We start from the raw sequence: 20,622 nt of genomic DNA on the forward strand, positions 1-20,622 counted from the left end.
GCCGGGCCCCCCTCATCGATTGAGCACCGAACTGGCCAGCGTTGCTGCGAACGTCAGCAACACCAGCGAGGAGCACCGCAACACGATGGAAGCCAGTCGGCCCTCCGAGCGATTCATCACCAGCAGCCGCCCCGACCGAGACCACAGCAGTCCGATCGGAATCAGGGTGATCAGAAATACACCTGTCGACGTCAAGAAAATCTCGAGCGACCTGAACGCTGCCTCCGGGAAAATCGCGCTTGAAAACAACAAGGCCTTGGGATTCATCAAGGTCGCAAAGAACAGCCCTCGGAACCCCAGCGGCGGCGAGTCGGTGGCGTCGAAGTCGGCACCTTTGAACCACATGTTCACCGCGAGATAGAAGATGAACGTGGAGCTGATCAACTTGACGCAACTGACAATCCACGGATAGTGCGTCGCCAACGACCAGAGAAAAAATCCCCATACGGTGATGGCGATCACATAGCCTGACGCCTCCGCCGCGACCAGCCTGCACGCACCACGCAGATTCAGCTTGAGCCCGGCAGACAGTAGCAGCGTGTTCGTTGGCCCGGGGACCAGCAGCACAAGGGCGGCGTAGAACGACATTTTCAGCATGGGACTCAATGTCAACATGGGCTAACCCCGTCTGACCAACGATTGGCTGGGTGAAATGGCCGATTACTGGCGAAGCGTGAATCTGTATGGGTCGTCGGAAGGCGACCCCGGCAGGATGGCGCCGGCAAAGCAGAAAGTGGCATGCAAGGCGACGGTGTCGGAACCCATCCTTGTCAGGTCAAGTAGCGTCCCGAAATACCTGCCGGATAATCATAAGTCGTGGAAATTATCACTGACAACTCTTATTCATCTTGTTTGAAATTCTGAAATTCCACGGGCGATTGCTTCATCCGCTCATCATGATATTCGAGTTTTTGGCGTGCTTTATCCGGTTCAAAAATAAAACCCTGGAATCTGAAATTATCGTTGTTATTGGGCCGGGAATTTGAAGGTTCCAGGTCGAAGTTACCGCAATAAGTCTGCTCATATTTTAATGGCGTAATTTTTGCGAGGCCACGTTCGTTAATGTAATGGCGGCTACCGATGCGCCTGGCCGGGGGCAGGGCGAAAAATAGGGATAATTTAATGGTCATGCACTAACCATTAAATTGACAACAAATACAGCGTCTAATATGAAAACGGTTTGTTGTCCGCGCACATCGTATTCAGTATTTGGATCGCACAACGAAACCCTATGTAAAACAAATCAAAATCCTGTCAAACATGCCAGTTTGATTTAATTAATCGACGGCCTATTCTAAACGCGGATCAATTGAGCACCCTCGCGGAAGTCCATTCGGGTTTTAAATCCTATGGGAAGCGTGTCATGAGCAATCCGATCAAGCATATCGTCATCGTGGGCGGCGGCACCGCGGGCTGGATGTCCGCCTCGTACCTCGTCCGGGCGCTCCAGCAGCAGGCGAGCATTACGCTCATCGAGTCCGAGGCGATCCCCCGGATCGGGGTGGGCGAGGCGACCATCCCCAATTTGCAGAAGGTGTTCTTCGACTTCCTCGGGATACCGGAGCGGGAGTGGATGCCCCAGGTGAACGGCGCGTTCAAGTCCGCCATCAAGTTCGTGAACTGGAGGAAGTCCCCCGACCGCTCGCGCGACGATCACTTCTACCATTTGTTCGGCAGCGTGCCGAACTGCGACGGCGTGCCGCTGACCCATTACTGGCTGCGCAAGCGCGAACAGGGCTTCCAGCAGCCGATGGAGTACGCGTGCTACCCGCAGCCCGACGCGCTCGACGCCAAGCTGGCACCGTGCCTGCTCGACGGCACCCGCCAGATGCCCCACGCGTGGCACTTCGACGCGCACCTGGTGGCCGATTTCCTGAAGCGCTGGGCCGTCGCGCGCGGGGTGAAACGCGTGGTCGACGAGGTCGTGGAGGTTCACCTGAACGAGCGCGGCGACATCGCCAGCCTGTCCACCAAGGCGGATCGGACGCTGGAGGCGGACCTGTTCATCGACTGCTCCGGCATGCGGGGGCTCCTGATCAACCAGGCCCTGAAAGAGCCCTTCATCGACATGTCCGACTACCTGCTGTGCGACAGTGCGGTCGCCAGCGCGGTGCCCAACGACGACGCGCGCATGGGGATCGAGCCGTACACCTCCGCGATCGCGATGAACGCGGGCTGGACCTGGAAGATTCCGATGCTGGGCCGGTTCGGCAGCGGCTACGTGTTCTCGAGCAAGTTCACGTCGCGCGACCAGGCCACGGCCGACTTCCTCAAGCTCTGGGGCCTCTCGGACAAGCAGCCGCTCAACCAGATCAAGTTCCGGGTCGGGCGCAACGGGCGGGCGTGGGTCAACAACTGCGTCGCGATCGGGCTGTCGTCGTGCTTTCTGGAGCCGCTGGAATCGACGGGGATCTACTTCATCTACGCAGCGCTTTACCAGCTCGTGAAGCACTTCCCCGACACCGGGTTCGATCCGCGGTTGAGAGACGCGTTCAACGCCGAGATCGTCTACATGTTCGACGACTGCCGGGATTTCGTCCAGGCGCACTATTTCACCGCGTCGCGTGACGACACACCGTTCTGGCTCGCGAACCGGCACGACCTGCGGCTCTCGGACGCCATCAAGGACAAGGTCGAACGCTACAAGGCGGGGCTGCCGCTGACCACCACGTCGTTCGACGACGCCACGTACTACGAAACGTTCGACTACGAATTCAAGAACTTCTGGCTGAACGGAAACTACTACTGCATCTTTGCCGGCCTGGGGCTGCTGCCCGACCGGTCGCTGCCGCTCTTGCGGCACCGGCCGGAGTCGATCGACAAGGCCGAGGCGATGTTCGCCCGCATCCGGCGCGAGGCCGAGCGTCTGCGGACGAGCCTGCCGACGAACTACGACTACCTGCGGTCGCTGCGTGACGGCGATGCAGGGCGGGCGCGCAGCCAGCCCGGGCCGGCGGTGGTGGCGCCGGAGACCCTGTAGTGGAGCGCGCCCTGGGCCGGGTAGGCGAATTCGCGGCCGCGCACGCCGCGGTGGCGGCCTGCGATCCGCTGCAGGCGAGGGCGCTCGTGCTGCAGCTGCCGGGCCTGAATCGCAAGAAGGACGTGCCCGGCATCGTCGGCCTGTTGCGCGCGTTCCTTCCGGCGCATGGCGTGCCGTCCGGCTGGGGCTTCGTCGAAGCGGCCGCCGCGATGCGGGACATCGGGTTCTTCCTGGGGTCGCTCAAGCGGCACGGACACGAGCCCGTGGACGTGGTGCCCGGGCTCGAGCCGGTGCTGCTCGACCTCGCGCGCGTGACCGACCTGCCGCCGCGCGAGACGCTCCTGCATGTGACGGTCTGGAACCCCGCGGCGGCCGACGCGCAGCGGAGCTACAGCGGGCTCGACGACGAGGCGCATCTGCTCGAGAGCGTGCGCATCTCGATGGCGTCCCTCGAGGCGGCCATCGCGTTGACGGTGGGGCTGTGCGACGTGCCGCTGCGGTCGCCCGCGTTCGAGGAAGGGTGCGTCGAGCTGGCGGCCCATCTTCAGAAAATGGTCGAGTCCATCGTCTACGCCTACCGCTTCATCTCGCCGCAAGTCTTCTACGACGAGCTTCGCCCCTTCTACGACCCGATCCGGGTCGGGGGCCAAAGCTACCTCGGCCCCGGTGCCGTGGAAATGCCCCTCTTCGTGCTGGAGCACGTCCTGTGGGGCGCGCAATCGGACCACCCGGCGTATCTGGAATTCAAGGAGACGTACCTGCCTTATGTGCTTCCCGCGTTCAGGGCCGTCTACGCCCGGTTCGCCGGGGAGCCGTCGCTCGTCGACCGCGCGCTCGCCGACGCGCAACAGGCCCGCGCGCGGGGCGAGCCCGTCGGGGCAGGGCTGGCGGCCCTCGAGCGGATCTTCGAGGTCCTGCTGCACTTCCGGGCGCCCCACCTCAAATTGGCGGAGCGGACGTACGAAGCCGGGCAGAGCGGCCCCACGATCGGCAGCGGGGGGTACGCGCCCAGCATGCTCGGCGATCTGCTCACGCTCACGCGTGCCGCGCGGTTCCGCCTGCGCGCCGCGCTCGCCGAACCCTGACGCCTGACGCGCTTGGCCATGTGTTCCATCTCACTAGGAGAGCTTGCCCCCATGACTCAGAAGAGCACTGCAAACGAGCGCGACGACAACCACTTCGACGTGATCATCCTCGGCTCGGGCATGTCCGGCACCCAGATGGGGGCCATCCTGGCCAAACAACGGTTTCGTGTCCTGATCATCGAGGAGTCGTCGCACCCGCGGTTCACGATCGGCGAATCGTCGATCCCCGAGACGTCCCTGATGAACCGCATCATCGCCGATCGCTACGGCATTCCGGAGCTGGACCACATCACGTCGTTCTATGCGACGCAGCGTTACGTCGCGTCGAGCACGGGCATCAAGCGCAACTTCGGCTTCGTGTTCCACAAGCCCGGCGAGGAGCACGACCCGAAGGAGTTCACGCAGTGCGTCATTCCCGAGCTGCCGTGGGGGCCGGAGAGCCATTATTACCGGCAGGACGTCGACGCCTACCTGCTGCAGGCCGCCATCAAATACGGCTGCACGGTCCGCCAGAAGACGAGCGTGACCGACTACCACGCCGACAAGGACGGCGTCGCGGTGGCCACCGCCCAGGGCGAACGGTTCACCGGCCGGTACATGATCGACTGCGGGGGCCCCCGCGCGCCGCTCGCGACCAAGTTCAACCTCCGCGAAGAGCCGTGCCGTTTCAAGACGCACTCGCGAAGCCTCTACACGCACATGCTCGGGGTCAAGCCGTTCGACGACATCTTCAAGGTCAAGGGGCAGCGCTGGCGCTGGCACGAGGGGACCTTGCACCACATGTTCGAGGGCGGCTGGCTCTGGGTGATTCCGTTCAACAACCACGCGCGGTCGACCAACAACCTGGTGAGCGTCGGCCTGCAGCTCGACCCGCGTATTTACCCGAAAACGGACATCCCCGCGCAGCAGGAGTTCGATGAATTCCTCGCGCGGTTCCCGAGCATCGCGGCGCAGTTCCGCGATGCCGTGCCGGTGCGCGACTGGGTCAAGACCGATCGCCTGCAGTTCTCGTCGCGCGCCTGCGTCGGCGACCGCTATTGCCTGATGCTGCACGCGAACGGGTTCATCGACCCGCTCTTCTCCCGGGGGCTCGAGAACACCGCGGTGACCATTCACGCGCTCGCGGCGCGCCTCATCAAGGCGCTGCGCGACGACGATTTTTCCCCCGAGCGCTTCGAGTACATCGAGCGCCTGCAGCAGAAGCTGCTGGACCACAACGACGACTTCGTCAGCTGCTGTTACACGGCGTTCTCGGATTTCCGCCTGTGGGACGCGTTCCACCGGCTGTGGGCGGTCGGCACGATCCTCGGGCAGTTCCGGCTCGTGCAGGCCCACGCGAGGTTCCGCGCATCGCGCAACGAGTGTGACCTCGATCACCTCGACGACAACGCCCCGTATCTCGGCTTCCTGTGCGCGGACATGGAGGGGTACTACCAGTTGTTCAACGACGCCAAGGCCGAGGTCGAAGCCGTGAGCGCCGGGCGCAAGACGGCCGGGGAGGCCGCCGCGCGGATTCACGTCCTCATCAACGAACGGGAATTCGCGAAGCCGATGTTCGGCTTCGGGTACTGCATCACCGGGGCCAAACCGCAGCTCAACAACTCGAAGTACAGCCTGGTGCCGGCGATGAAGCTGCTGCACTGGACGCAGACGAGCGCGCCGGCCGAGGTGAAAAAGTACTTCGACTACAACCCGATGTTCGCGCTGCTCAGGGCGTACGTCACCACCCGCATCGGCCTGGCGCTGAAGTAGTCGGCCGACACAGCCACGAAAACATGGACGACGTTCAATTTCAATTGCATCAAGCGGATGCCAGGGAGCAACCGTCGGGGGCGTACGACGCGACCACGCGCGTGGCCGCGAGCTGGTACGTCGCGATGCGTTCGGACGACCTCAAGGACAAGCCGCTGGCGCTGACGCTCTTCGGCCGGCCGTGCGTGGCGTGGCGCGGCACGACGGGGCGGGCCGTGGTGATGGACCGCCACTGCTCGCACCTCGGCGCGAACCTGGCCGACGGGCAGGTCAAGGACGGGTGCATCCAGTGCCCGTTTCACCACTGGCGGTACGACGAGCAGGGCCAGTGCGTTCACATTCCCGGCCACAGCCAGGCGGTGCACCGGCTGGAGCCCGTCCCGCGCGCGGCGCGCCAGCCGACGCTGGTCACCGCCGAGCGGTACGGCTACGTGTGGGTCTGGTACGGCTCCCCGCAGCCGCTGCACCCGCTGCCCGAGATCGCCGCGGCCGATGTCGACAACGGCGATTTCATGCACCTGCACTTCGCGTTCGAGACGACGACGGCGGTCCTGCGGATCGTCGAGAACTTCTACGACGCGCAGCACGCGCACCCCGTCCACGCGCTGCCGATCTCGGCGTTCGAGCTCAAGCTCCACGACGACTGGCGCCCGTGGCCGGAGGTCGAGTCGCTGGCCCGGGCGGGCGCGTGGTTCGGCGCCGGGATCGACTTCACCGTGAACCGGTACTTCGGGCCCCTCGGCATGCTGTCGCGCGCGCTCGGCCTGAACATGTCGCAGATGAACCTGCACTTCGACGGCTATCCCGGCGGGTGCGTCATGACCGTCGCGCTGGACGGACACGCCAAATACAAGCTGCTCCAGTGTGTGACGCCGGTGAGCGACGGCAAGAACGTCATGCACATGCTCATCTCGATCAGGAAGGCGGGCAGCCCCTTGCGCCGCGCGATCGACTACGTGCTGTTCGGGCTCCAGACGAAGCAGGCCGCGGGGTACGACGTCAAGATCTGGAACGGGATGAAGCCGGACGGCGGCGGCGCATACAGCAAGTACGACAAGCTCGTGCTCAAGTACCGCGCGTTCTACCGGGGCTGGGTCGATCGCGTCGCCGCAACCGAGCGGCCAGGCGTGAGTCGGCGGCCCTAGTCGATGCCGGCCCCGATCGGCGAGCCGGCATCGACGACGCATCAATATGTGAGACCGAATCCGAACGGATACAACGGATGCGCGGTATCGTGCGGCACGTCTTCCCGCTGCGCCGCGACCTCCGCCATCGACGACGGCAGCTCGAACGGCAGCTTCCCTTGCGGTTGACCTTTCCCGGTCAGCACGTCGAACAGCGCGGCATCGGTCACGCCGAAATTGGCGAGGATCGCGGTGGCCTTGTCCTGCACGTTGGTCAGGATCGCGGGACGATCCATGTACACCGAGACGATCGACTTCGGCGCAAGCGCGGCCTGCTTGATGGCCTCGTAGTCCGCACTGCCGTCGACGAACGCAAGACTGCCTTCATGCTGCATCGAGCCGAACATGTAGTTCGGGTGCAGCGTTTGATAGGGCGTGCTCACGCGGAGAATCGCGACGTCCGCGGCTTGCGGCGTATCGACGACCTGATAGCCATATTGCCGTGCGACGGCGGGGTCGATGCCGTACAGCCAGACTTTCTTGCCCGACGCCGTCATCGGCAGCAGCTTGCCGTTGTTCTGCAGCAGCACCATCGAGCGGCGCTGCGCATCGAGCGCCTGGGCCTGGAAGTCGGCGTTACCGACGATCTTGCCGGCCGCGTCCGCATCGACATACGGATGGTCGAACAGGCCTTGCTGGAATTTCTGCAGCAGGACGCGATAGGCCGACTCCGACAAGCGGTCTTCCGACAACTGCCCGCGGTTGACGGCGTCGATGAGGTCGCTCGGATCGTCGTCTCCGCCGAACTGGTCGATGCCGGCGTTGACCGCTCGCGCGAAACGCTGCACGCGGGTCGCGCCCTCCATCCCCCAGGGCATGCCCAGCCCGACGAACGACGGGGACCCCGACGACACGCCGTTGATGCAGTTCGCGTCGCAGTCGTCGGCGATCAGCCAGTCGGACACGATCACGCCCTTGAAGCCGTATTTCCCGCGCAGCAGGTCGGTCAGCAACGCCTTGTCGTAAGCCCCGCCGACCGGCTCCAGCGTGATACCGTCGACCGTCACCGTCGTGTCGGGTTCGGAATAGGTAGGCATGACCGAGCCGACGTTGGCGGCAAAGGCGCCTTCGAACGGTTTCAGGTGATAGGCGAAATTGTTGCCCGGATAGGTCGCATAGCGGCCGTAGTAATTGTGGCTGTCGAAGCCGAGTTTCTGCGCGCCATATCCGGCCCAGTGCTTGACGACGGCGATGACGCTCTTGGCCTGGATGCCGTTGCTGCCGCCCTGGAAGCCTTCGATATAGGCCTGGACTTGCGTGCGGGCGAGATCGGCGTCCTCGCCGAAGGTGCCGTTGATGCGTGCCCAGCGCGGCTCGGTCGCCAGGTCGGCTTGCGGCGAGAGCGCTTCGGTGATGCCGACCGCGCGATACTCCTGGCGCGCGATATCGCCGAAGTTTCGCGTGAGTGCCGCGTCGCCGATCGCGGCGAAGCCGAGCGTTTCCGGCCACTGCGAGAAGCCGCTGCCGCCCGCGCTTGCGCCGAGCGTGTACTGGAAATGGTTGCGCGGGTCGGAACTGATCGACACCGGGATGCCGAGCCGGGACTGCTCCGCCAGCGTCTGAATCTGGTTGCTCTGGTCGGCCATGGTGTGCGCATCGGCACTCATGCGCGTGATGTAGGTGTTGACGCCCCGCTGATTGATGAGCGTCTTGAGCGCGGCCAGGTCGTACGCGGAGCCGGTGCCCGCACCGGTCGTGTCGTTCAGCACCGGCGCGGTGCCGTGCATCATCAGGCCGGCTTTCTCGGCCAGCGTGAGGCGGCCGACCAGGTCCCGTGCACGCACTTCGGCACTCAGCCGCCAGTCTTCGTAGGGTTCGAGCTGGCCGCTCTTGTCCATGTCCTTGAACTTCAGGCCGTCCCGGGTGATCAGGTTCAACGTCGTGTAGCCGAAGTCCTGCTGCGTGACAGGCGTGGAAGAGGAGTCGACACCGCCGCAGGCATACAGCCCCAGGGTGAGCGCTGTGCCGGATGCGGCCCATGCCGATCGGCGAATGGCGGATCTCGTGATGCGTTGCATTGCTTGTCTCCTGAATCGGATTTTTTTGGCGCGGCCGTGATGCATGACGCATGGCCGCCGGCCACTTTACCGAGCTGTTTCAGGGGACGTTTTGCCGCCGGGTGCAGTTTTTGCCCCGCTGGGGCGCGATGTGTCAGGTGGCGTGCGGCGCCGAGGTGTCGGGGCGGGCAGGCGTGCCACCCGACGACGCGCCCTTGCGTTCGTCCGCGATCCAGCCGCCGAACAGCTGGATCTTCTGCTGCTGTTCCGCACCGTCCGGATACACGAAGTAATAGCCCATCCCCGTCGGCAACGAGATGTCGAACGGCATCACCAGCCGGTGCGCGGCCACGCTTTCGTCCGCGAGCGTCCGGTCGCCGATCGCGACGCCGTAGCCGTCGATCGCCGCGTGCGTCGCGAGATCCAGCGTTTCGAAGCTCAAGCCGCGTGTCGAGTCGACGTGCGGCGCGCCCGCATGGTCGAGCCACCGCTTCCAGTCGCGATGATCGCGCGTCGGATGCAGCAGCGTGTGACCGGCCAGGTCGTCGAGGCTTGCGAGCGGCTGCCGCGCCGGCAGGCTCGGGGCACAGACCGGCGTGAGCCGTTCCTCGAACAACGGGATCGCATGCGTGTCGGGGCCGGCGCCGGCCGCGTAGATCACCGCGGCGTCGAACGGCTCCATGCGGAAGTCGACCTGGTGATCCCAGGTGGTGGTGATCTGCACCTGCAGTTCGGGGTGCTCGGCCTGGAACCGCATGATGCGCGGCAGCATCCACTGCATCATGCAGGTCGGCACCTTCAGTGCGAGTTCGGTCCGCCGGCGCGACAGGCGCATCGAGACCTCCTCGATGCGCGCGAAGCTTTCGCGCACGGTCGGCAGCAGGAGTTCGCCTTCGGCCGTCAGCGTCAGCCCCTTGGGCGTGCGCTTGAACAGCGCGAACTGATAGAAGCTCTCGAGCGCGAGGATCTGCCGGCTCACGGCCCCCTGGGTCAGGCACAGATGCTCGGCAGCGCGCGTGAAGCTGCCGTGACGGGCAACGATGTCGAAGACCTGCAGCGCGTTGAGGGAGGGAAGTCGTTTCATCGGGAGAGTCGGGGTGGAACGGGCGCGCGACGGCGCGCCACGGTATCGCTCAGTGCAGGATCTTCGCGAGGAAGTCCTTCGCGCGTTCCGATTTCGGATTCGAGAAGAAATCGTCCTTGCGGTCGTCCTCGACGATCGCGCCCTTGTCCATGAAGATCACGCGGTGGGCGACCTTTTTCGCGAAGCCCATCTCGTGCGTGACGACCATCATCGTCATCCCTTCCTGCGCGAGTTCGACCATCACGTCGAGCACTTCGTTGATCATCTCGGGGTCGAGCGCGGACGTCGGCTCGTCGAACAGCATCGCGATCGGGTCCATCGACAGCGCACGCGCGATCGCGACACGCTGCTGCTGGCCGCCCGACAGCTGGCCCGGAAACTTGTGCGCGTGCGCCTTCAGGCCGACGCGGTCGAGCAGCTTCAGGCCCTTCTCGTTCGCTTCATCCTTGCCGCGGCCGAGCACCTTGACCTGTGCGAGCGTCAGGTTCTCGGTGATCGACAGGTGCGGGAACAGCTCGAAATGCTGGAACACCATCCCGACCTTCGAACGCAGCTTCGACAGGTTCGTCTTCCTGTCACCGACCGACTGGCCGTTCACGAGGATCCCGCCCTGCTGGAACGGCTCGAGGCCGTTCACGGTCTTGATCAGCGTCGACTTGCCCGAACCCGACGGACCGCACACGACGACCACTTCGCCTTTCCTGACCTCGGTCGTGCAATCGGTGAGGACCTGAAACGGGCCGTACCACTTCGAAACGTTGCTGATGGAAATCATGGAAGTTCCTGGATCGTAATGAAGCGCGCGCGGCGCCGGTTCAGCGTGCCTTCGCGACGCGATAGCGACGTTCGAGCACGCGGGCATACCACGTCAGCGGGAAGCACGTCGCGAAGTAGAGCAGCGCGACCATCGCGTAGATCGGAAACGGCTTGAATACCGCGTTGGTGATGATGTTGCCCGTCTTGGTCAGTTCGGTCAGCCCGATGATCGACGTCAGCGCGGTGCTCTTGACTGCCTGTACGAGGAAGCCGACGGTCGGCGGCAGCGCGATCTTCCACGCCTGCGGCCACACCACGTAGCGCAGTTGCTGGGCCCACGTCATGCCGAGGCTGGCTGCCGCGTTCCACTGGCCGCGCGGTACCGCGTCCACGCAGCCGCGCCAGATGTCGGTCAGGTACGCGCTGGCGTTCAGCGTCAGCACGACCGACGCGGCAACCCAGGGCGTCACGTCGATGCCGACGAGCGGCAGGCCGAAGAAGCCGAGGAACAGCTGCATCAGCAACGGCGTGCCCTGGAACACCTCGACGTACAGGATTACGAAGCGACGCAGCGCGGCCGACGCCGAGATGCGCATTGCCAGCAGCGCGAACCCGGCGACGCTGCCGCCGACGAACGTGATCAGCGACAGCAGCAGGGTCCAGCGCGCGGCGAGCAGCAGGTTCCACGCGATGTCCTGGAAGGTGAATTCGATCATCGTGCACGCTCCGTCGACAGGCGGGTTTCAGGGGAACGGGCCCGCCACGCGAGGCGGCCAAGACAGCCGCGCCGAGGCGCGGCCGCCGCGCCGCGCTGCGTGCGGCCCGAGAACAGGCGCCGGCCGATACGATTGAGCAGCATGCGCAGCGCGATCGACAGCAGCAGGTAGATCGCGGTCACGACGATGTAGATCTCGAACGCACGGAAATTGCGCGACTGGATGAAGTTCGCCGCATAGGTCAGGTCGGGCACCGAGATCTGCGAGACGACCGCGGAGCCGAGCATCACGATCAGCACCTGCCCGAGCAGCGCGGGATACACGTTCGCGAGCGCCTGCGGCAGCACGACATGACCGAACACCTGCCGGCCGTGCAGCCCGAGCGCGCGCGCCGCCTGCACCTGCCCGTGCGGCACCGATTCGATGCCGGCGCGCAGGATCTCGACCGCGTACGCGCCCAGGTTGACCGTCATCGCCAGCACGGCCGCCTGGGCTTCGTCGATGTGCATGCCGATCCCGGGCAATCCGAAGAAGATGAAGAACAGCTGGACCAGGAACGGCGTATTGCGGATCAGCTCGACGTAGGCCGCGACGAGCATGCGCGCCCAGCGCGGGCCGGCGAGCGCGACCCACGCGCCGGTGGTGCCGATCAGGCCGCCCAGCACGGTGGCGGCCGCGGTGAGGCCGAGCGTCACGCCGATGCCGCGCGCGAGCATGCCGGCGTACAGGCCGAAATCGCTGAAGTCGAACACGTAGGTCATCGCGATGCCTTTCGTCGTGAATGCGGGGCGGAGGCGGCGCGCATTACAGGTCGGCCGGCAGTGCCGCGTGCAGCCACTTCTGCGACAACGCATTCAGCGTGCCGCTCTTGCGGGCGCCGGCGATCGCGTCGTTGACCTTCTGCATCAGGCGCGGCTCGTTCTTGTTCAGGCCGACGTGGTCGGGCGAGCTGAACAGCGAGAACTTCTGCTCCGGATCGATCGACGGATGGCGCGCGATGATCGTCGCGCCGACGTCGTTGCCGACCACGAGCAGTTGCGCCTGCCCCGACAGGAACGCCGCGATCGCGCCGTTCGGGTCGTCGAAGCGCTTGATCGTCGCGCTCGGTGGCGCGACCTTGCTGACGCTCAGATCCTCGAGCGTGCCGCGCGCGACCGCGACCGATTTGCCGGCGAGATCTGCGTTGCCCTTCACGGCCAGCGATTTCGGGCCGAACACCGCGAGGTAGTACGGTGCATACGCGCTCGAGAAGTCGATCACCTTCGCGCGTTCCGGCGTCTGCCCGACCGACAGCAGCATGTCGGTCTTGCGGTCGGCGAGATAGGCCATCCGGTTGTCGCCGGTGACCTGCACGAGTTCGACTTTCGCGTTGAGCGCCTTGCCGATCAGGTTCGCCATGTCGATGTCGTAGCCTTGCGGCTTCATGTCCGGGCCGATCGAGCCGAACGGCGGGTAGTCCTCGAACACGCCGATGCGCACGACGCCCGATTTCGCGATCGTGTCGAGTGCGTCGGCATGCGCGAGCGGCGCGAACGCGGCAAGACTTGCGGCGCCGGCGCAGGCGCAGAGGAGGACGGTACGGGCGAGCAGGCGCTGCACGTGGCGGGTGGCTTGGGACGTTGCGTTCATGGTGAGATCCTCGTGGCTGTGCTGGAGTGCGCGGGAGAAAGGAAGGGATTCAGGCGCCGCGGGCGGCGATGAGCTTGCAGGCATGGGCGGGCAGTTCCGCGAGCACCGGCATGCCGACGTGGAGGTCGGGCGTCTCGCGTGGCGTCGTCGCGGCCGTCAGCGTGAAGCCGCGGCAATCGATCGTCGCTTCGATCGACGCGCCGACGTCGCGCACGAACGTGATTGTGCCGGCCAGCGTATTCGGTGCCGAAGCCGGCTGGCCGGGGCGCACGCAGACGTCCTCGGGACGAATCAGCAGGCGCACGGCGTCGGTTGCGCGCGGCGTGTCCGGTGCACGCCGGATCGCGAGACGCTGTCCGCCGGGCAGTACGATCGCGTCGTCGCCGTCGCACGCGACCGGCAGGATGTTGCCGAGGCCGATGAAGTCGGCGACGAATTCGTTGACCGGATCGCGATAGATGTCGAGCGGCCGGCCGACCTGCTGGATCCGGCCTTTTTCCATCACGACGATCTCGTCGGCCATCGTCATCGCTTCGCGCTGGTCGTGCGTGACCATGATCGTCGTGATGCCGAGCCGTTGCTGGAGCAGCCGGATCTCGACCTGCATCGCCTCGCGCAGCTTCGCGTCGAGTGCCGACAGCGGTTCGTCGAGCAGCAGCAGGCGCGGCGACGATGCGATCGCGCGCGCAATCGCGACGCGCTGGCGCTGCCCGCCCGACAGTTGCGTGACGAGCCGGTCGGCCATGTGTGGCAGCTGGATCAGCTCGAGCAGCTCCGCCACGCGCCGTGCCTGCGCGGCCTTGTCCGTCTTGCGCAGCCGCAGCGGATACGCGATGTTCTGCGCGACCGTCATGTGCGGAAACAGCGCGAGCGACTGGAACACCATGCCGAAGTCGCGCCGGTTGGCGGGTACGTGCGTGAGGTCGCGGCCGGCGAACGTCAGCGTGCCGGAGGTCGGCGTTTCGAGGCCGGCGATGATCCGCATCAGCGTGGTCTTGCCGCAGCCGGACGGGCCGAGAAAGCAGACGAGCTTGCCGTCCGGCACCGACAGGTCGACGTGATCGACCGCATACGCGTGATGGAAGCGCTTCGTCACGTTCTGGAGGATGAGCTGGGTCATGAGGGTTCCTTGCACGGGCGAGGGCGGGGCGGCGTGCGCGTCAGAGCGCGACACCCTTGTCGCCGACGAGTTTTTCGAGCATCCAGATCAGCGCGAAGTCGATCGCGACGGTGAACACGGCGAAGCAGAACACGGTCGGGTCGAGCGACGAGACGGTGCGGCTGTAGAGCCAGACCGGCAGCGTCATCGTGTCGATGCTGTACAGGAAGAACGTCACCGTGAATTCGTTGAACGACACGATGAAGGCGAACAGCATCCCGGCGAGGATGCCGGGCCGCATCAGCGGCAGCACGACGTCGACGAGCGCGCGGCGCGGGCTTGCGCCCATCAGGCACGCGGCTTCCTCGAAATCGGGGCCGATCGATGCGACCGAGGCCGCGCAGTTCTTCACCGTGAACGGCAGCGTCAGGATCACGTGCGCGACGACGAGCCGCACGATGCCGAGTTCGACCGGCAGCGCGTTGAACACGATCAGCAGTGCGAGGCCGAGCATCACGAGCGGATAGACGATCGGCAACGCGACGAGCTGCTCGACGAGCGTCCTGCCGCGGAAGCGGTAGCGGGACAGCGCGTAAGCAGCGGGCACCGACACGGCGGTCGCGATCAGCATCGTCGCGACCGCGACGACGAGGCTCGTCGTCAGCGCGGCGCCCATCGATTGCGCGCTGCCCGCATCGGACGACACGAACGTCTGCCACGCGGCGCGATACCAGTGCAGGCTGAATTCGCGCGGCGGGAATTCGAGCGTGCCCGATGCGCCGAACGACATCGTGATCATCGTCAGGATCGGCAGCGACGCGAGCAGCAGCACGAGCGTCGCGAGCGCGCCGGTCACGCGTCCGAGGCGGCCGGGCATGGGCGCGCGCAGGAGCAGGGCATTCATCGGTTCACCTCGTCGGCACGTTGCAGGGTGCGCACGAGGCGCTGCGAAACCGCCATCACGACGAGCGTCGCGCCCATCAGCACGACGCCGGATGCCGACGCGGCGGGCCAGTTGAGCAGCGGTGCGACCTGGTCGTGCACGAGCACGGCGAGCATCGGCACGCGCCGGCCGCCGAGCAGCAGCGGCACCGCGAACGCGCTGGCGTTGTACGCGAACACCAGCAGCGCACCGGAGACGAGGCCGGGCATCGCGAGCGGCAAGGTCACGTGCCGCAGCGTCTGCCAGCGGCTCGCGCCGAGCGTGGCGGCGGCTTCGTCGTAGGCGCGGGACACCGCGCGCAGCGCGCTCGACAGCGGCAGCACGGCGAGCGGGAACGCGGTCTGGATCAGGCCGAGCAGCACGCCGTGCTCGCGGTACAGCAACTGCAGCGGCCGCCCGATCACGCCGCTGGCCAGCAGCGCGCGGTTGAGCAACCCGGCCGGCCCGAGCATCACGAGCCAGCCGTAGCCTTGCAGCAGCAGGTTCACGAGCAGCGGCAACAGGACACCGGCGAGCAGCAACCGGCGCGCAAGCCGCGATTCGGTCCGCGCCATCGCGAGCGCCACCGGGATCGCCAGCAGCACCGCGCACACCATGCTCTGGAACGCGAGGCGCAGCGTGAGCCACAACGACGTCGTGAAGTACGGGTCCGCGAGGTCGACGTAGTTCTGCAGCGTGAAGGTCCGCCATTCGTCACCGGACACGCCGACGCTCATGCGCAATACCGTGACCGTCGCGGCGGCGAGCACCGCGAGGAACGCGAGGATCGGCGCGAGCAGCAGCCAGGGCGGCACGCCGGGCAGCGCGGGCGCATCGGCGCCCGCGCCGGCCGTGCCGGCGACGGCCGGCGCGGCGTCTCGGGGAGAGGGCAGGGAGGCCATGTCGTTACGCCGAGAAGAGGCCCGTGTAGCGCTTGATCCAGGCCGGCTGGACGGCCGCGAGCGCCTTGTCGTCATGCAGCACGGCTTTCTCCGCGATCTGCTGCGGCGACGGCACGAACGCGCGGCTTTCCGCGGGAATCACGGCCTTGCCGTTCACGGGGCCGTTCAGGACGTCGGCCGCCATCCGGCCCTGTACGCCGGCGTCGAGCGAATGATTGATGAACGCGTGGATCAGGTCGAGGTCGCCCGGGTGCGCCTTCGGGATCACGGTGAACATCAGCTGCGTCGCGAAGCCTTCCTTCATCCCGTACGTCACGCCCATCTTGTAGTCGGGCTTGCGGATCTGGTCCGGGAAGAACGCGGGCGAATAGATGCCGCCGAGGTCGAGCGAGCCCGTGCGGAACAGGTCGGCGACCTGGTTCGGGTTTTCGCCGAGGGTCATCACGCGGTCCTTCAGTTGCGCGAGCTTCCGGAATCCCGGGTCGATGTTCTGCTGCGACCCGCCGGCCAGCTTCGCCGCGATGATCGCGAGGTCGACCGCTTCCGCCCACTCGGGCGGCGGCAGGAACAGGCGGCCCGCATACTTCGGATCCCACAGCGCCTCGTAGCTCGATGGTGCGCTCTTCACGGTCGCCGTGTTGTAGATCAGCCCGTCCGACCACAGCAGGTAGCCGATGCCGAAGCCGTTCGCGCCGGTACGGTATTGCGGCGCGACGTCCTTCAGGTTCGGCAGCCGGTTCAGGTCGGGCTTCGCGAGCAGGCCCGCTTCCGCGAGACCGGCCGCGCCGACGCCGGCCAGCGTGATGACGTCGTAGGTCGGCCGCTCGCCCGCGGCCTTGACCTTCGCGACCATCCCCGACGTGCCGTCCGCGCGATCGGCGATCACGCGTGCGCCGGTCTGCTTGCTGAAGCTCTCCGCGATGTTGCGCAGCGCGGCCGAACCGGTATCGTCGGACCACGTGAGCAGGCGCAGCGTCTTGCCCGCGAAGCGGGTCGTCTGTGCCTTCGCAGTACTGATGAATGGCATTGGAAGGGCGGATGCAGCGAGCGCCGTGCCGAGGGTTTTGATCACCTGCCTTCTGCCCGCCTTGAAGTGTTGCATGGCCGTCTCCTGATGAACGATGCCGTGTGGTTCGATGCCGGGCGCCGACTGCGGCGCGGGGTGTGGATGAACTGTAGGGAGGTCAAATTTCCGCAACAAACGAAATATCCGCATGCGCGGCATGACATAAACGCATGGCCCGGCGACCTCAGCCGGCCGGCATCATGACCTGCTTGATCTCCTGAAACGCGGCGAGCCCGAACGGGCCGAGTTCGCGTCCGATGCTGCTGCGCTTGTAGCCGCCCCATGAGGTTTGCGGATAGATCAGCTGCGGCGTGTTGATCCACACGACGCCCGCCTCGAGCGCGGCGGCGACCCGCCTGGCGCGTGCCGTGTCACGCGTGACGACGGTGGCGACGAGCCCGTATTCGGTATCGTTGGCGGCTGCGATCGCATCGTCCTCGGTGTCGAATGCGCGGACACACAGCACCGGGCCGAAGATTTCTTCACACCATAGCGGGCTGTCGGCCGGCACGTCGGCGAACAGTGCCGGTCGGATGAAATAGCCGGGGCCGTCGAGCGCATGGCCGCCCGTCACGAGCCGCGCGCCGTCGGCCCGGCCCCGCGCGATGTGGCGCTTCACGCGTTCGTATTGCGCGCGATTCGTCAACGGGCCCATCTGCACGCCGAGGGCGAACGGCGGGCCGACGACGGTCGCGTCGATGCGCCGTGCGACGCGCGCGATCAGCTCGTCGGCGAGCGGCGCGGCGACGAGTACGCGCGAGGTCGCCGAGCACATCTGCCCGGCGTTGAACAGGCCGCCGCCCGTGACGAGTTCGACCGTGTGATCGAGATCGGCGTCGTCGAACACGATGATCGACGACTTGCCGCCGAGTTCGAGGCCGACGCCCTTGATCGTGTCGGCGGCCGTCTTCATGACCTGCGTACCGACTGCGGTGCTGCCGGTGAACGACACCTTCGCGACGAGCGGATGCGCGCACAGTCGGGCGCCGACGTCGTGGCCGGTGCCCGTCACGACGTTCAGCACGCCGGGCGGCAGCCCCGCTTCGGCGGCGATCGCGGCGAGTTCGAGCTCGGGCAGCGGCGTGATCTCGGACGGCTTCAGCACCACGGTGCAGCCGGCCGCGAGCGCGGGCGCGAGCTTCCACGCCGTCGTCACCATCGGGAAATTCCACGGCACGATCAGCGCGGCGACGCCGGCCGGCTCGCGCCGGATCCACGCGCGATGGTCGGCATCGGGCAGCGCGATCTCGGTTTCGCCGTCGGTGTCGAGGCGGTCCGCGAGGCTTGCGTAGTAGTCGAAGGTGGCGATCACGTCCGCGACGTCGATCGCGGCTTCGGCGAACGGCTTGCCGTTGTTGAGCGACTGCAGGGTGGCGAGCCGCGAGCGACGGGCGTCGACGCCGCGCGCGATCGCGCGGAGCAGCGCCGCACGCGTGGCGCCCGTCGTGCGTTTCCAGCCGGGAAACGCGCGCGATGCGGCCTGCACGGCGTGCTCGACGTCCGCCTTGCCGCCTGCGCTGACGTTGGCGAGCACGGCTTCCGTCGACGGATCGACGACGGGCAACGTCGCGCCGTCGACGCTCGCACGCCAGGACCCGTCGATGAAGTGGCGCGTGTGCAGCCGCGGCTCGAATGCGAGATCGGGGGTCGTGCTCATCGCTGCACCTGTCCGAACCAGGTTGCCTCGTCGATTTCGATCACGGTCGGGATCGCGCGCGCCGCGGCGTCGCGCAGCGCGGCGGCCAGCGCGCCGGGTGTCGCGGCCGTGTGCGCCGCGCAGCCGAAGCCGCGTGCGAGCATCTGGAAATCGGGCGTATACGGATCGACGCCGACCGGCGTGATGTCGCGCGCCACCATGTATTTGCGGATCTCGCCGTAGCCGCGGTTGTTCCAGACGATCACGATCACCGGCAGCCGCGCCTCGACCGCGCTCGCGAGTTCCGGCAGCGTGAACTGCAGGCCGCCGTCGCCGATCAGGCACACGACCGGGCGCGCGGGCGCCGCGAGCTTGGCGCCGATCGCGGCGGGCAGCCCGTAGCCGAGCGTACCGTAGCCGGTCGACGAGTTGAACCAGCTGCGCGGCACCGGTGCGTCGTGGGTGAAATTGCCGACGTAGACGGGGCTCGTCGAATCGCCGGCGATGATCGCGCCGGGCAGCGTGGCGACGATCGTATCGATCAGCCGCGCCTGCGACTGCGCGGCGCCGTCGTGCATGGACGCGATCGCGGCGCGCACGGCGGCCACCCGCGGCGCGCCCCAGTCGGCGTCGGGTGTCGGCGCCGGCGTTTCGTGCAGGCGGGTCGACAGCGCGCCGAGCGCCAGCTGAGCATCGCCGGCGATGGCAATCTCGGCGCGGGCGTTGCGCATCAGCTGTTGCGCGTCGATGTCGATGCGGATCAGCCGGCCGTCGATCGCGAAGCCGCCGTCGAACGTGACGTCGTAATCGGTTTCGCCCAGCTCGGTGCCGACGGCGAGTACCACGTCGGCATCGCGGATCGCCGCACGGGTGGCCGGCAGCGACTGGGTCGAGCCGATCAGCAGCGGGTGGCCGGCCGGCAGCAGCCCTTTCGCGTTGATCGTCAGCGCGACCGGCGCGTGCAGGCGCTCGGCGAGTTCGCGCAATTCCGCCGCCGCGTGGATCGCGCCGCCGCCGGCGAGGATCAGCGGCCGGCGCGCGTGCGCGAGCAGGTCGGCGGCCGCGGCGAGCGCGTTCGCATCCGGCGCGGGCCGCGCCGGCAGCGCGGGCGCGGCGTCGGACAGCGCGGGCGCCGGCATCACGCTCACGTCGAGCGGAATCTCGATATGCACGGGCCGCGGCCGCGCGCTGGCGAAGACCGCGAAGGCGCGCGCGAGGACTTGCGGCAGATCGGCCGCGTCGAGCAGCGTGTGCGAGAACGCGGTGAGTCCCGCGAACACGTCGCGCTGGGACGGCAGCTCGTGCAGGCGCCCGTCGCCGCGGCCGAGTTCGCGCCGTGCGTTGACGCTCGAGATCACCAGCATCGGGATCGAATCCGCGTAGGCCTGTGCCATCGCGGTCGCGATATTGGTCATCCCCGGCCCGGTGATGATGAAGCAGACGCCCGGCCGGCCCGTGACGCGTGCATAGCCGTCGGCCATGAAGCCGGCCCCCTGTTCGTGGCGCGGCGTCACGTGGCGGATCGACGATGCGGCGAGACCGCGATAGAGCTCGACGGTATGCACGCCGGGAATGCCGAACACGCATTCGACGCCGTGGCGTTCGAGGAGGTCGACGAGCGCTTCGCCGCAGGTGCGGGAGCGGGCGTGGCAGGGCGCTGCCGTGGCCTTGCGGGCCCCGGCGATGGAGGAAACGGTGGCGGGATGGTTCATGGATCGTGGTGTGTCGATTGGGAGGGTGAATGGCCCGAACCGCAAACGAGGGGGCATGACGCGGATTGTCGGCGTCGATCCGGGGTGCCAACAATCGATTAG

At 66.7% G+C, this 20,622-nt stretch carries 18 protein-coding genes; 4 read left to right on the forward strand and 14 right to left on the reverse strand.

Annotation, left to right across the window (positions count from 1 at the left end; genetic code table 11):
• Positions 1 to 12: 12 nt before the first annotated feature.
• Both CFB50_RS36030 and CFB50_RS39320 read right to left on the reverse strand, forming a co-directional pair.
• Positions 13 to 615 (reverse strand): LysE family translocator, encoded by a 603-nt coding sequence (locus CFB50_RS36030; RefSeq protein ID WP_089449174.1) that lies wholly within the window; start codon positions 613 to 615, stop codon positions 13 to 15.
• 224 nt (positions 616 to 839) lie between these two features.
• Positions 840 to 1,130 (reverse strand): hypothetical protein, encoded by a 291-nt coding sequence (locus CFB50_RS39320; protein ID WP_144020754.1) that lies wholly within the window; start codon positions 1,128 to 1,130, stop codon positions 840 to 842.
• A 233-nt stretch (positions 1,131 to 1,363) separates the two neighbouring features.
• Here CFB50_RS39320 and CFB50_RS36035 point away from each other — a divergent pair, with 233 nt between their 5' ends.
• From CFB50_RS36035 to CFB50_RS36050, 4 genes are read left to right on the forward strand one after another with little or no spacing between them, the layout of a single operon-like run.
• Complete coding sequence (locus CFB50_RS36035) at positions 1,364 to 2,980, forward strand: tryptophan halogenase family protein (protein ID WP_089449175.1); 1,617 nt, start codon at positions 1,364 to 1,366, stop codon at positions 2,978 to 2,980.
• Positions 2,980 to 4,065 (forward strand): monodechloroaminopyrrolnitrin synthase PrnB family protein, encoded by a 1,086-nt coding sequence (locus CFB50_RS36040; RefSeq protein WP_089449176.1) that lies wholly within the window; start codon positions 2,980 to 2,982, stop codon positions 4,063 to 4,065. Before CFB50_RS36035 ends, CFB50_RS36040 begins: the two co-directional genes overlap by 1 nt.
• Positions 4,066 to 4,116: 51 nt before the next feature.
• Positions 4,117 to 5,817 (forward strand): NAD(P)/FAD-dependent oxidoreductase, encoded by a 1,701-nt coding sequence (locus CFB50_RS36045; RefSeq protein ID WP_089449177.1) that lies wholly within the window; start codon positions 4,117 to 4,119, stop codon positions 5,815 to 5,817.
• Positions 5,818 to 5,840: 23 nt separating this feature from the next.
• Positions 5,841 to 6,962 (forward strand): Rieske 2Fe-2S domain-containing protein, encoded by a 1,122-nt coding sequence (locus tag CFB50_RS36050; RefSeq protein ID WP_089449178.1) that lies wholly within the window; start codon positions 5,841 to 5,843, stop codon positions 6,960 to 6,962.
• 41 nt (positions 6,963 to 7,003) lie between these two features.
• On the opposite strand, the gene CFB50_RS36055 is transcribed toward CFB50_RS36050, so the two are convergent.
• The 12 genes from CFB50_RS36055 to CFB50_RS36110 all read right to left on the reverse strand — a co-directional run bounded on the left by CFB50_RS36055 (position 7,004) and on the right by CFB50_RS36110 (position 20,520).
• Positions 7,004 to 9,019, reverse strand: a complete 2,016-nt coding sequence (locus CFB50_RS36055; protein ID WP_089449179.1) for a glycoside hydrolase family 3 protein — start codon at positions 9,017 to 9,019, stop codon at positions 7,004 to 7,006.
• Positions 9,020 to 9,152: 133 nt separating this feature from the next.
• Positions 9,153 to 10,082: a LysR substrate-binding domain-containing protein gene (locus CFB50_RS36060; protein ID WP_089449180.1), complete on the reverse strand. Its 930-nt coding sequence runs from the start codon at positions 10,080 to 10,082 to the stop codon at positions 9,153 to 9,155.
• A gap of 49 nt (positions 10,083 to 10,131) precedes the next feature.
• The gene (locus tag CFB50_RS36065; RefSeq protein ID WP_089449181.1) at positions 10,132 to 10,857 is read right to left on the reverse strand and encodes an amino acid ABC transporter ATP-binding protein; all 726 of its coding nucleotides are present in this window, start codon (positions 10,855 to 10,857) and stop codon (positions 10,132 to 10,134) included.
• Between the two features lie 40 nt (positions 10,858 to 10,897).
• A complete protein-coding gene (locus CFB50_RS36070; RefSeq protein ID WP_089449182.1) occupies positions 10,898 to 11,554 on the reverse strand; it encodes an amino acid ABC transporter permease in 657 nt (218 codons plus the stop codon).
• A complete protein-coding gene (locus CFB50_RS36075) occupies positions 11,551 to 12,315 on the reverse strand; it encodes an amino acid ABC transporter permease (protein ID WP_089449183.1) in 765 nt (254 codons plus the stop codon). The genes CFB50_RS36070 and CFB50_RS36075 overlap by 4 nt, the downstream gene beginning before the upstream one ends.
• A 43-nt stretch (positions 12,316 to 12,358) precedes the next feature.
• Positions 12,359 to 13,183, reverse strand: a complete 825-nt coding sequence (locus CFB50_RS36080) for a transporter substrate-binding domain-containing protein (RefSeq protein ID WP_089449184.1) — start codon at positions 13,181 to 13,183, stop codon at positions 12,359 to 12,361.
• 49 nt (positions 13,184 to 13,232) lie between these two features.
• A complete protein-coding gene (locus CFB50_RS36085; protein ID WP_069250050.1) occupies positions 13,233 to 14,303 on the reverse strand; it encodes an ABC transporter ATP-binding protein in 1,071 nt (356 codons plus the stop codon).
• A gap of 40 nt (positions 14,304 to 14,343) precedes the next feature.
• Positions 14,344 to 15,186, reverse strand: a complete 843-nt coding sequence (locus CFB50_RS36090) for an ABC transporter permease (protein ID WP_089449185.1) — start codon at positions 15,184 to 15,186, stop codon at positions 14,344 to 14,346.
• Positions 15,183 to 16,106, reverse strand: coding sequence for an ABC transporter permease (locus tag CFB50_RS36095; RefSeq protein WP_166887088.1), 924 nt, complete (start codon positions 16,104 to 16,106; stop codon positions 15,183 to 15,185). Before CFB50_RS36095 ends, CFB50_RS36090 begins: the two co-directional genes overlap by 4 nt.
• Positions 16,107 to 16,110: 4 nt before the next feature.
• Positions 16,111 to 17,208, reverse strand: a complete 1,098-nt coding sequence (locus CFB50_RS36100; protein WP_089449187.1) for an ABC transporter substrate-binding protein — start codon at positions 17,206 to 17,208, stop codon at positions 16,111 to 16,113.
• A gap of 148 nt (positions 17,209 to 17,356) precedes the next feature.
• Positions 17,357 to 18,829 carry an aldehyde dehydrogenase family protein gene (locus CFB50_RS36105; RefSeq protein ID WP_089449188.1) on the reverse strand — a complete coding sequence of 491 codons (1,473 nt, stop codon included), beginning with the start codon at positions 18,827 to 18,829 and terminating at the stop codon, positions 17,357 to 17,359.
• On the reverse strand, positions 18,826 to 20,520 hold the full coding sequence (locus CFB50_RS36110; RefSeq protein ID WP_218829180.1) for a 5-guanidino-2-oxopentanoate decarboxylase: 1,695 nt from the start codon (positions 20,518 to 20,520) through the stop codon (positions 18,826 to 18,828). Before CFB50_RS36110 ends, CFB50_RS36105 begins: the two co-directional genes overlap by 4 nt.
• Positions 20,521 to 20,622 lie beyond the last annotated feature (102 nt).

The sequence above is a fragment of the Burkholderia sp. AU33423 genome (assembly GCF_002223135.1).
Lineage (GTDB): Bacteria > Pseudomonadota > Gammaproteobacteria > Burkholderiales > Burkholderiaceae > Burkholderia > Burkholderia lata_D.

Excerpts from the sequence above, each read along its gene's own strand:
- CFB50_RS36030 (WP_089449174.1), bottom strand. The coding sequence starts at position 615 with ATGTTGACATTGAGTCCCATGCTGAAAATGTCGTTCTACGCCGCCCTT.
- CFB50_RS39320 (WP_144020754.1), bottom strand. The coding sequence starts at position 1,130 with ATGACCATTAAATTATCCCTATTTTTCGCCCTGCCCCCGGCCAGGCGC.
- CFB50_RS36035 (WP_089449175.1), top strand. The coding sequence starts at position 1,364 with ATGAGCAATCCGATCAAGCATATCGTCATCGTGGGCGGCGGCACCGCG.
- CFB50_RS36045 (WP_089449177.1), top strand. The coding sequence starts at position 4,117 with ATGACTCAGAAGAGCACTGCAAACGAGCGCGACGACAACCACTTCGAC.
- CFB50_RS36050 (WP_089449178.1), top strand. The coding sequence starts at position 5,841 with ATGGACGACGTTCAATTTCAATTGCATCAAGCGGATGCCAGGGAGCAA.
- CFB50_RS36055 (WP_089449179.1), bottom strand. The coding sequence starts at position 9,019 with ATGCAACGCATCACGAGATCCGCCATTCGCCGATCGGCATGGGCCGCA.
- CFB50_RS36060 (WP_089449180.1), bottom strand. The coding sequence starts at position 10,082 with ATGAAACGACTTCCCTCCCTCAACGCGCTGCAGGTCTTCGACATCGTT.
- CFB50_RS36065 (WP_089449181.1), bottom strand. The coding sequence starts at position 10,857 with ATGATTTCCATCAGCAACGTTTCGAAGTGGTACGGCCCGTTTCAGGTC.
- CFB50_RS36070 (WP_089449182.1), bottom strand. The coding sequence starts at position 11,554 with ATGATCGAATTCACCTTCCAGGACATCGCGTGGAACCTGCTGCTCGCC.
- CFB50_RS36075 (WP_089449183.1), bottom strand. The coding sequence starts at position 12,315 with ATGACCTACGTGTTCGACTTCAGCGATTTCGGCCTGTACGCCGGCATG.
- CFB50_RS36080 (WP_089449184.1), bottom strand. The coding sequence starts at position 13,183 with ATGAACGCAACGTCCCAAGCCACCCGCCACGTGCAGCGCCTGCTCGCC.
- CFB50_RS36085 (WP_069250050.1), bottom strand. The coding sequence starts at position 14,303 with ATGACCCAGCTCATCCTCCAGAACGTGACGAAGCGCTTCCATCACGCG.
- CFB50_RS36090 (WP_089449185.1), bottom strand. The coding sequence starts at position 15,186 with ATGAATGCCCTGCTCCTGCGCGCGCCCATGCCCGGCCGCCTCGGACGC.
- CFB50_RS36095 (WP_166887088.1), bottom strand. The coding sequence starts at position 16,106 with ATGGCCTCCCTGCCCTCTCCCCGAGACGCCGCGCCGGCCGTCGCCGGC.
- CFB50_RS36100 (WP_089449187.1), bottom strand. The coding sequence starts at position 17,208 with ATGCAACACTTCAAGGCGGGCAGAAGGCAGGTGATCAAAACCCTCGGC.
- CFB50_RS36105 (WP_089449188.1), bottom strand. The coding sequence starts at position 18,829 with ATGAGCACGACCCCCGATCTCGCATTCGAGCCGCGGCTGCACACGCGC.
- CFB50_RS36110 (WP_218829180.1), bottom strand. The coding sequence starts at position 20,520 with ATGAACCATCCCGCCACCGTTTCCTCCATCGCCGGGGCCCGCAAGGCC.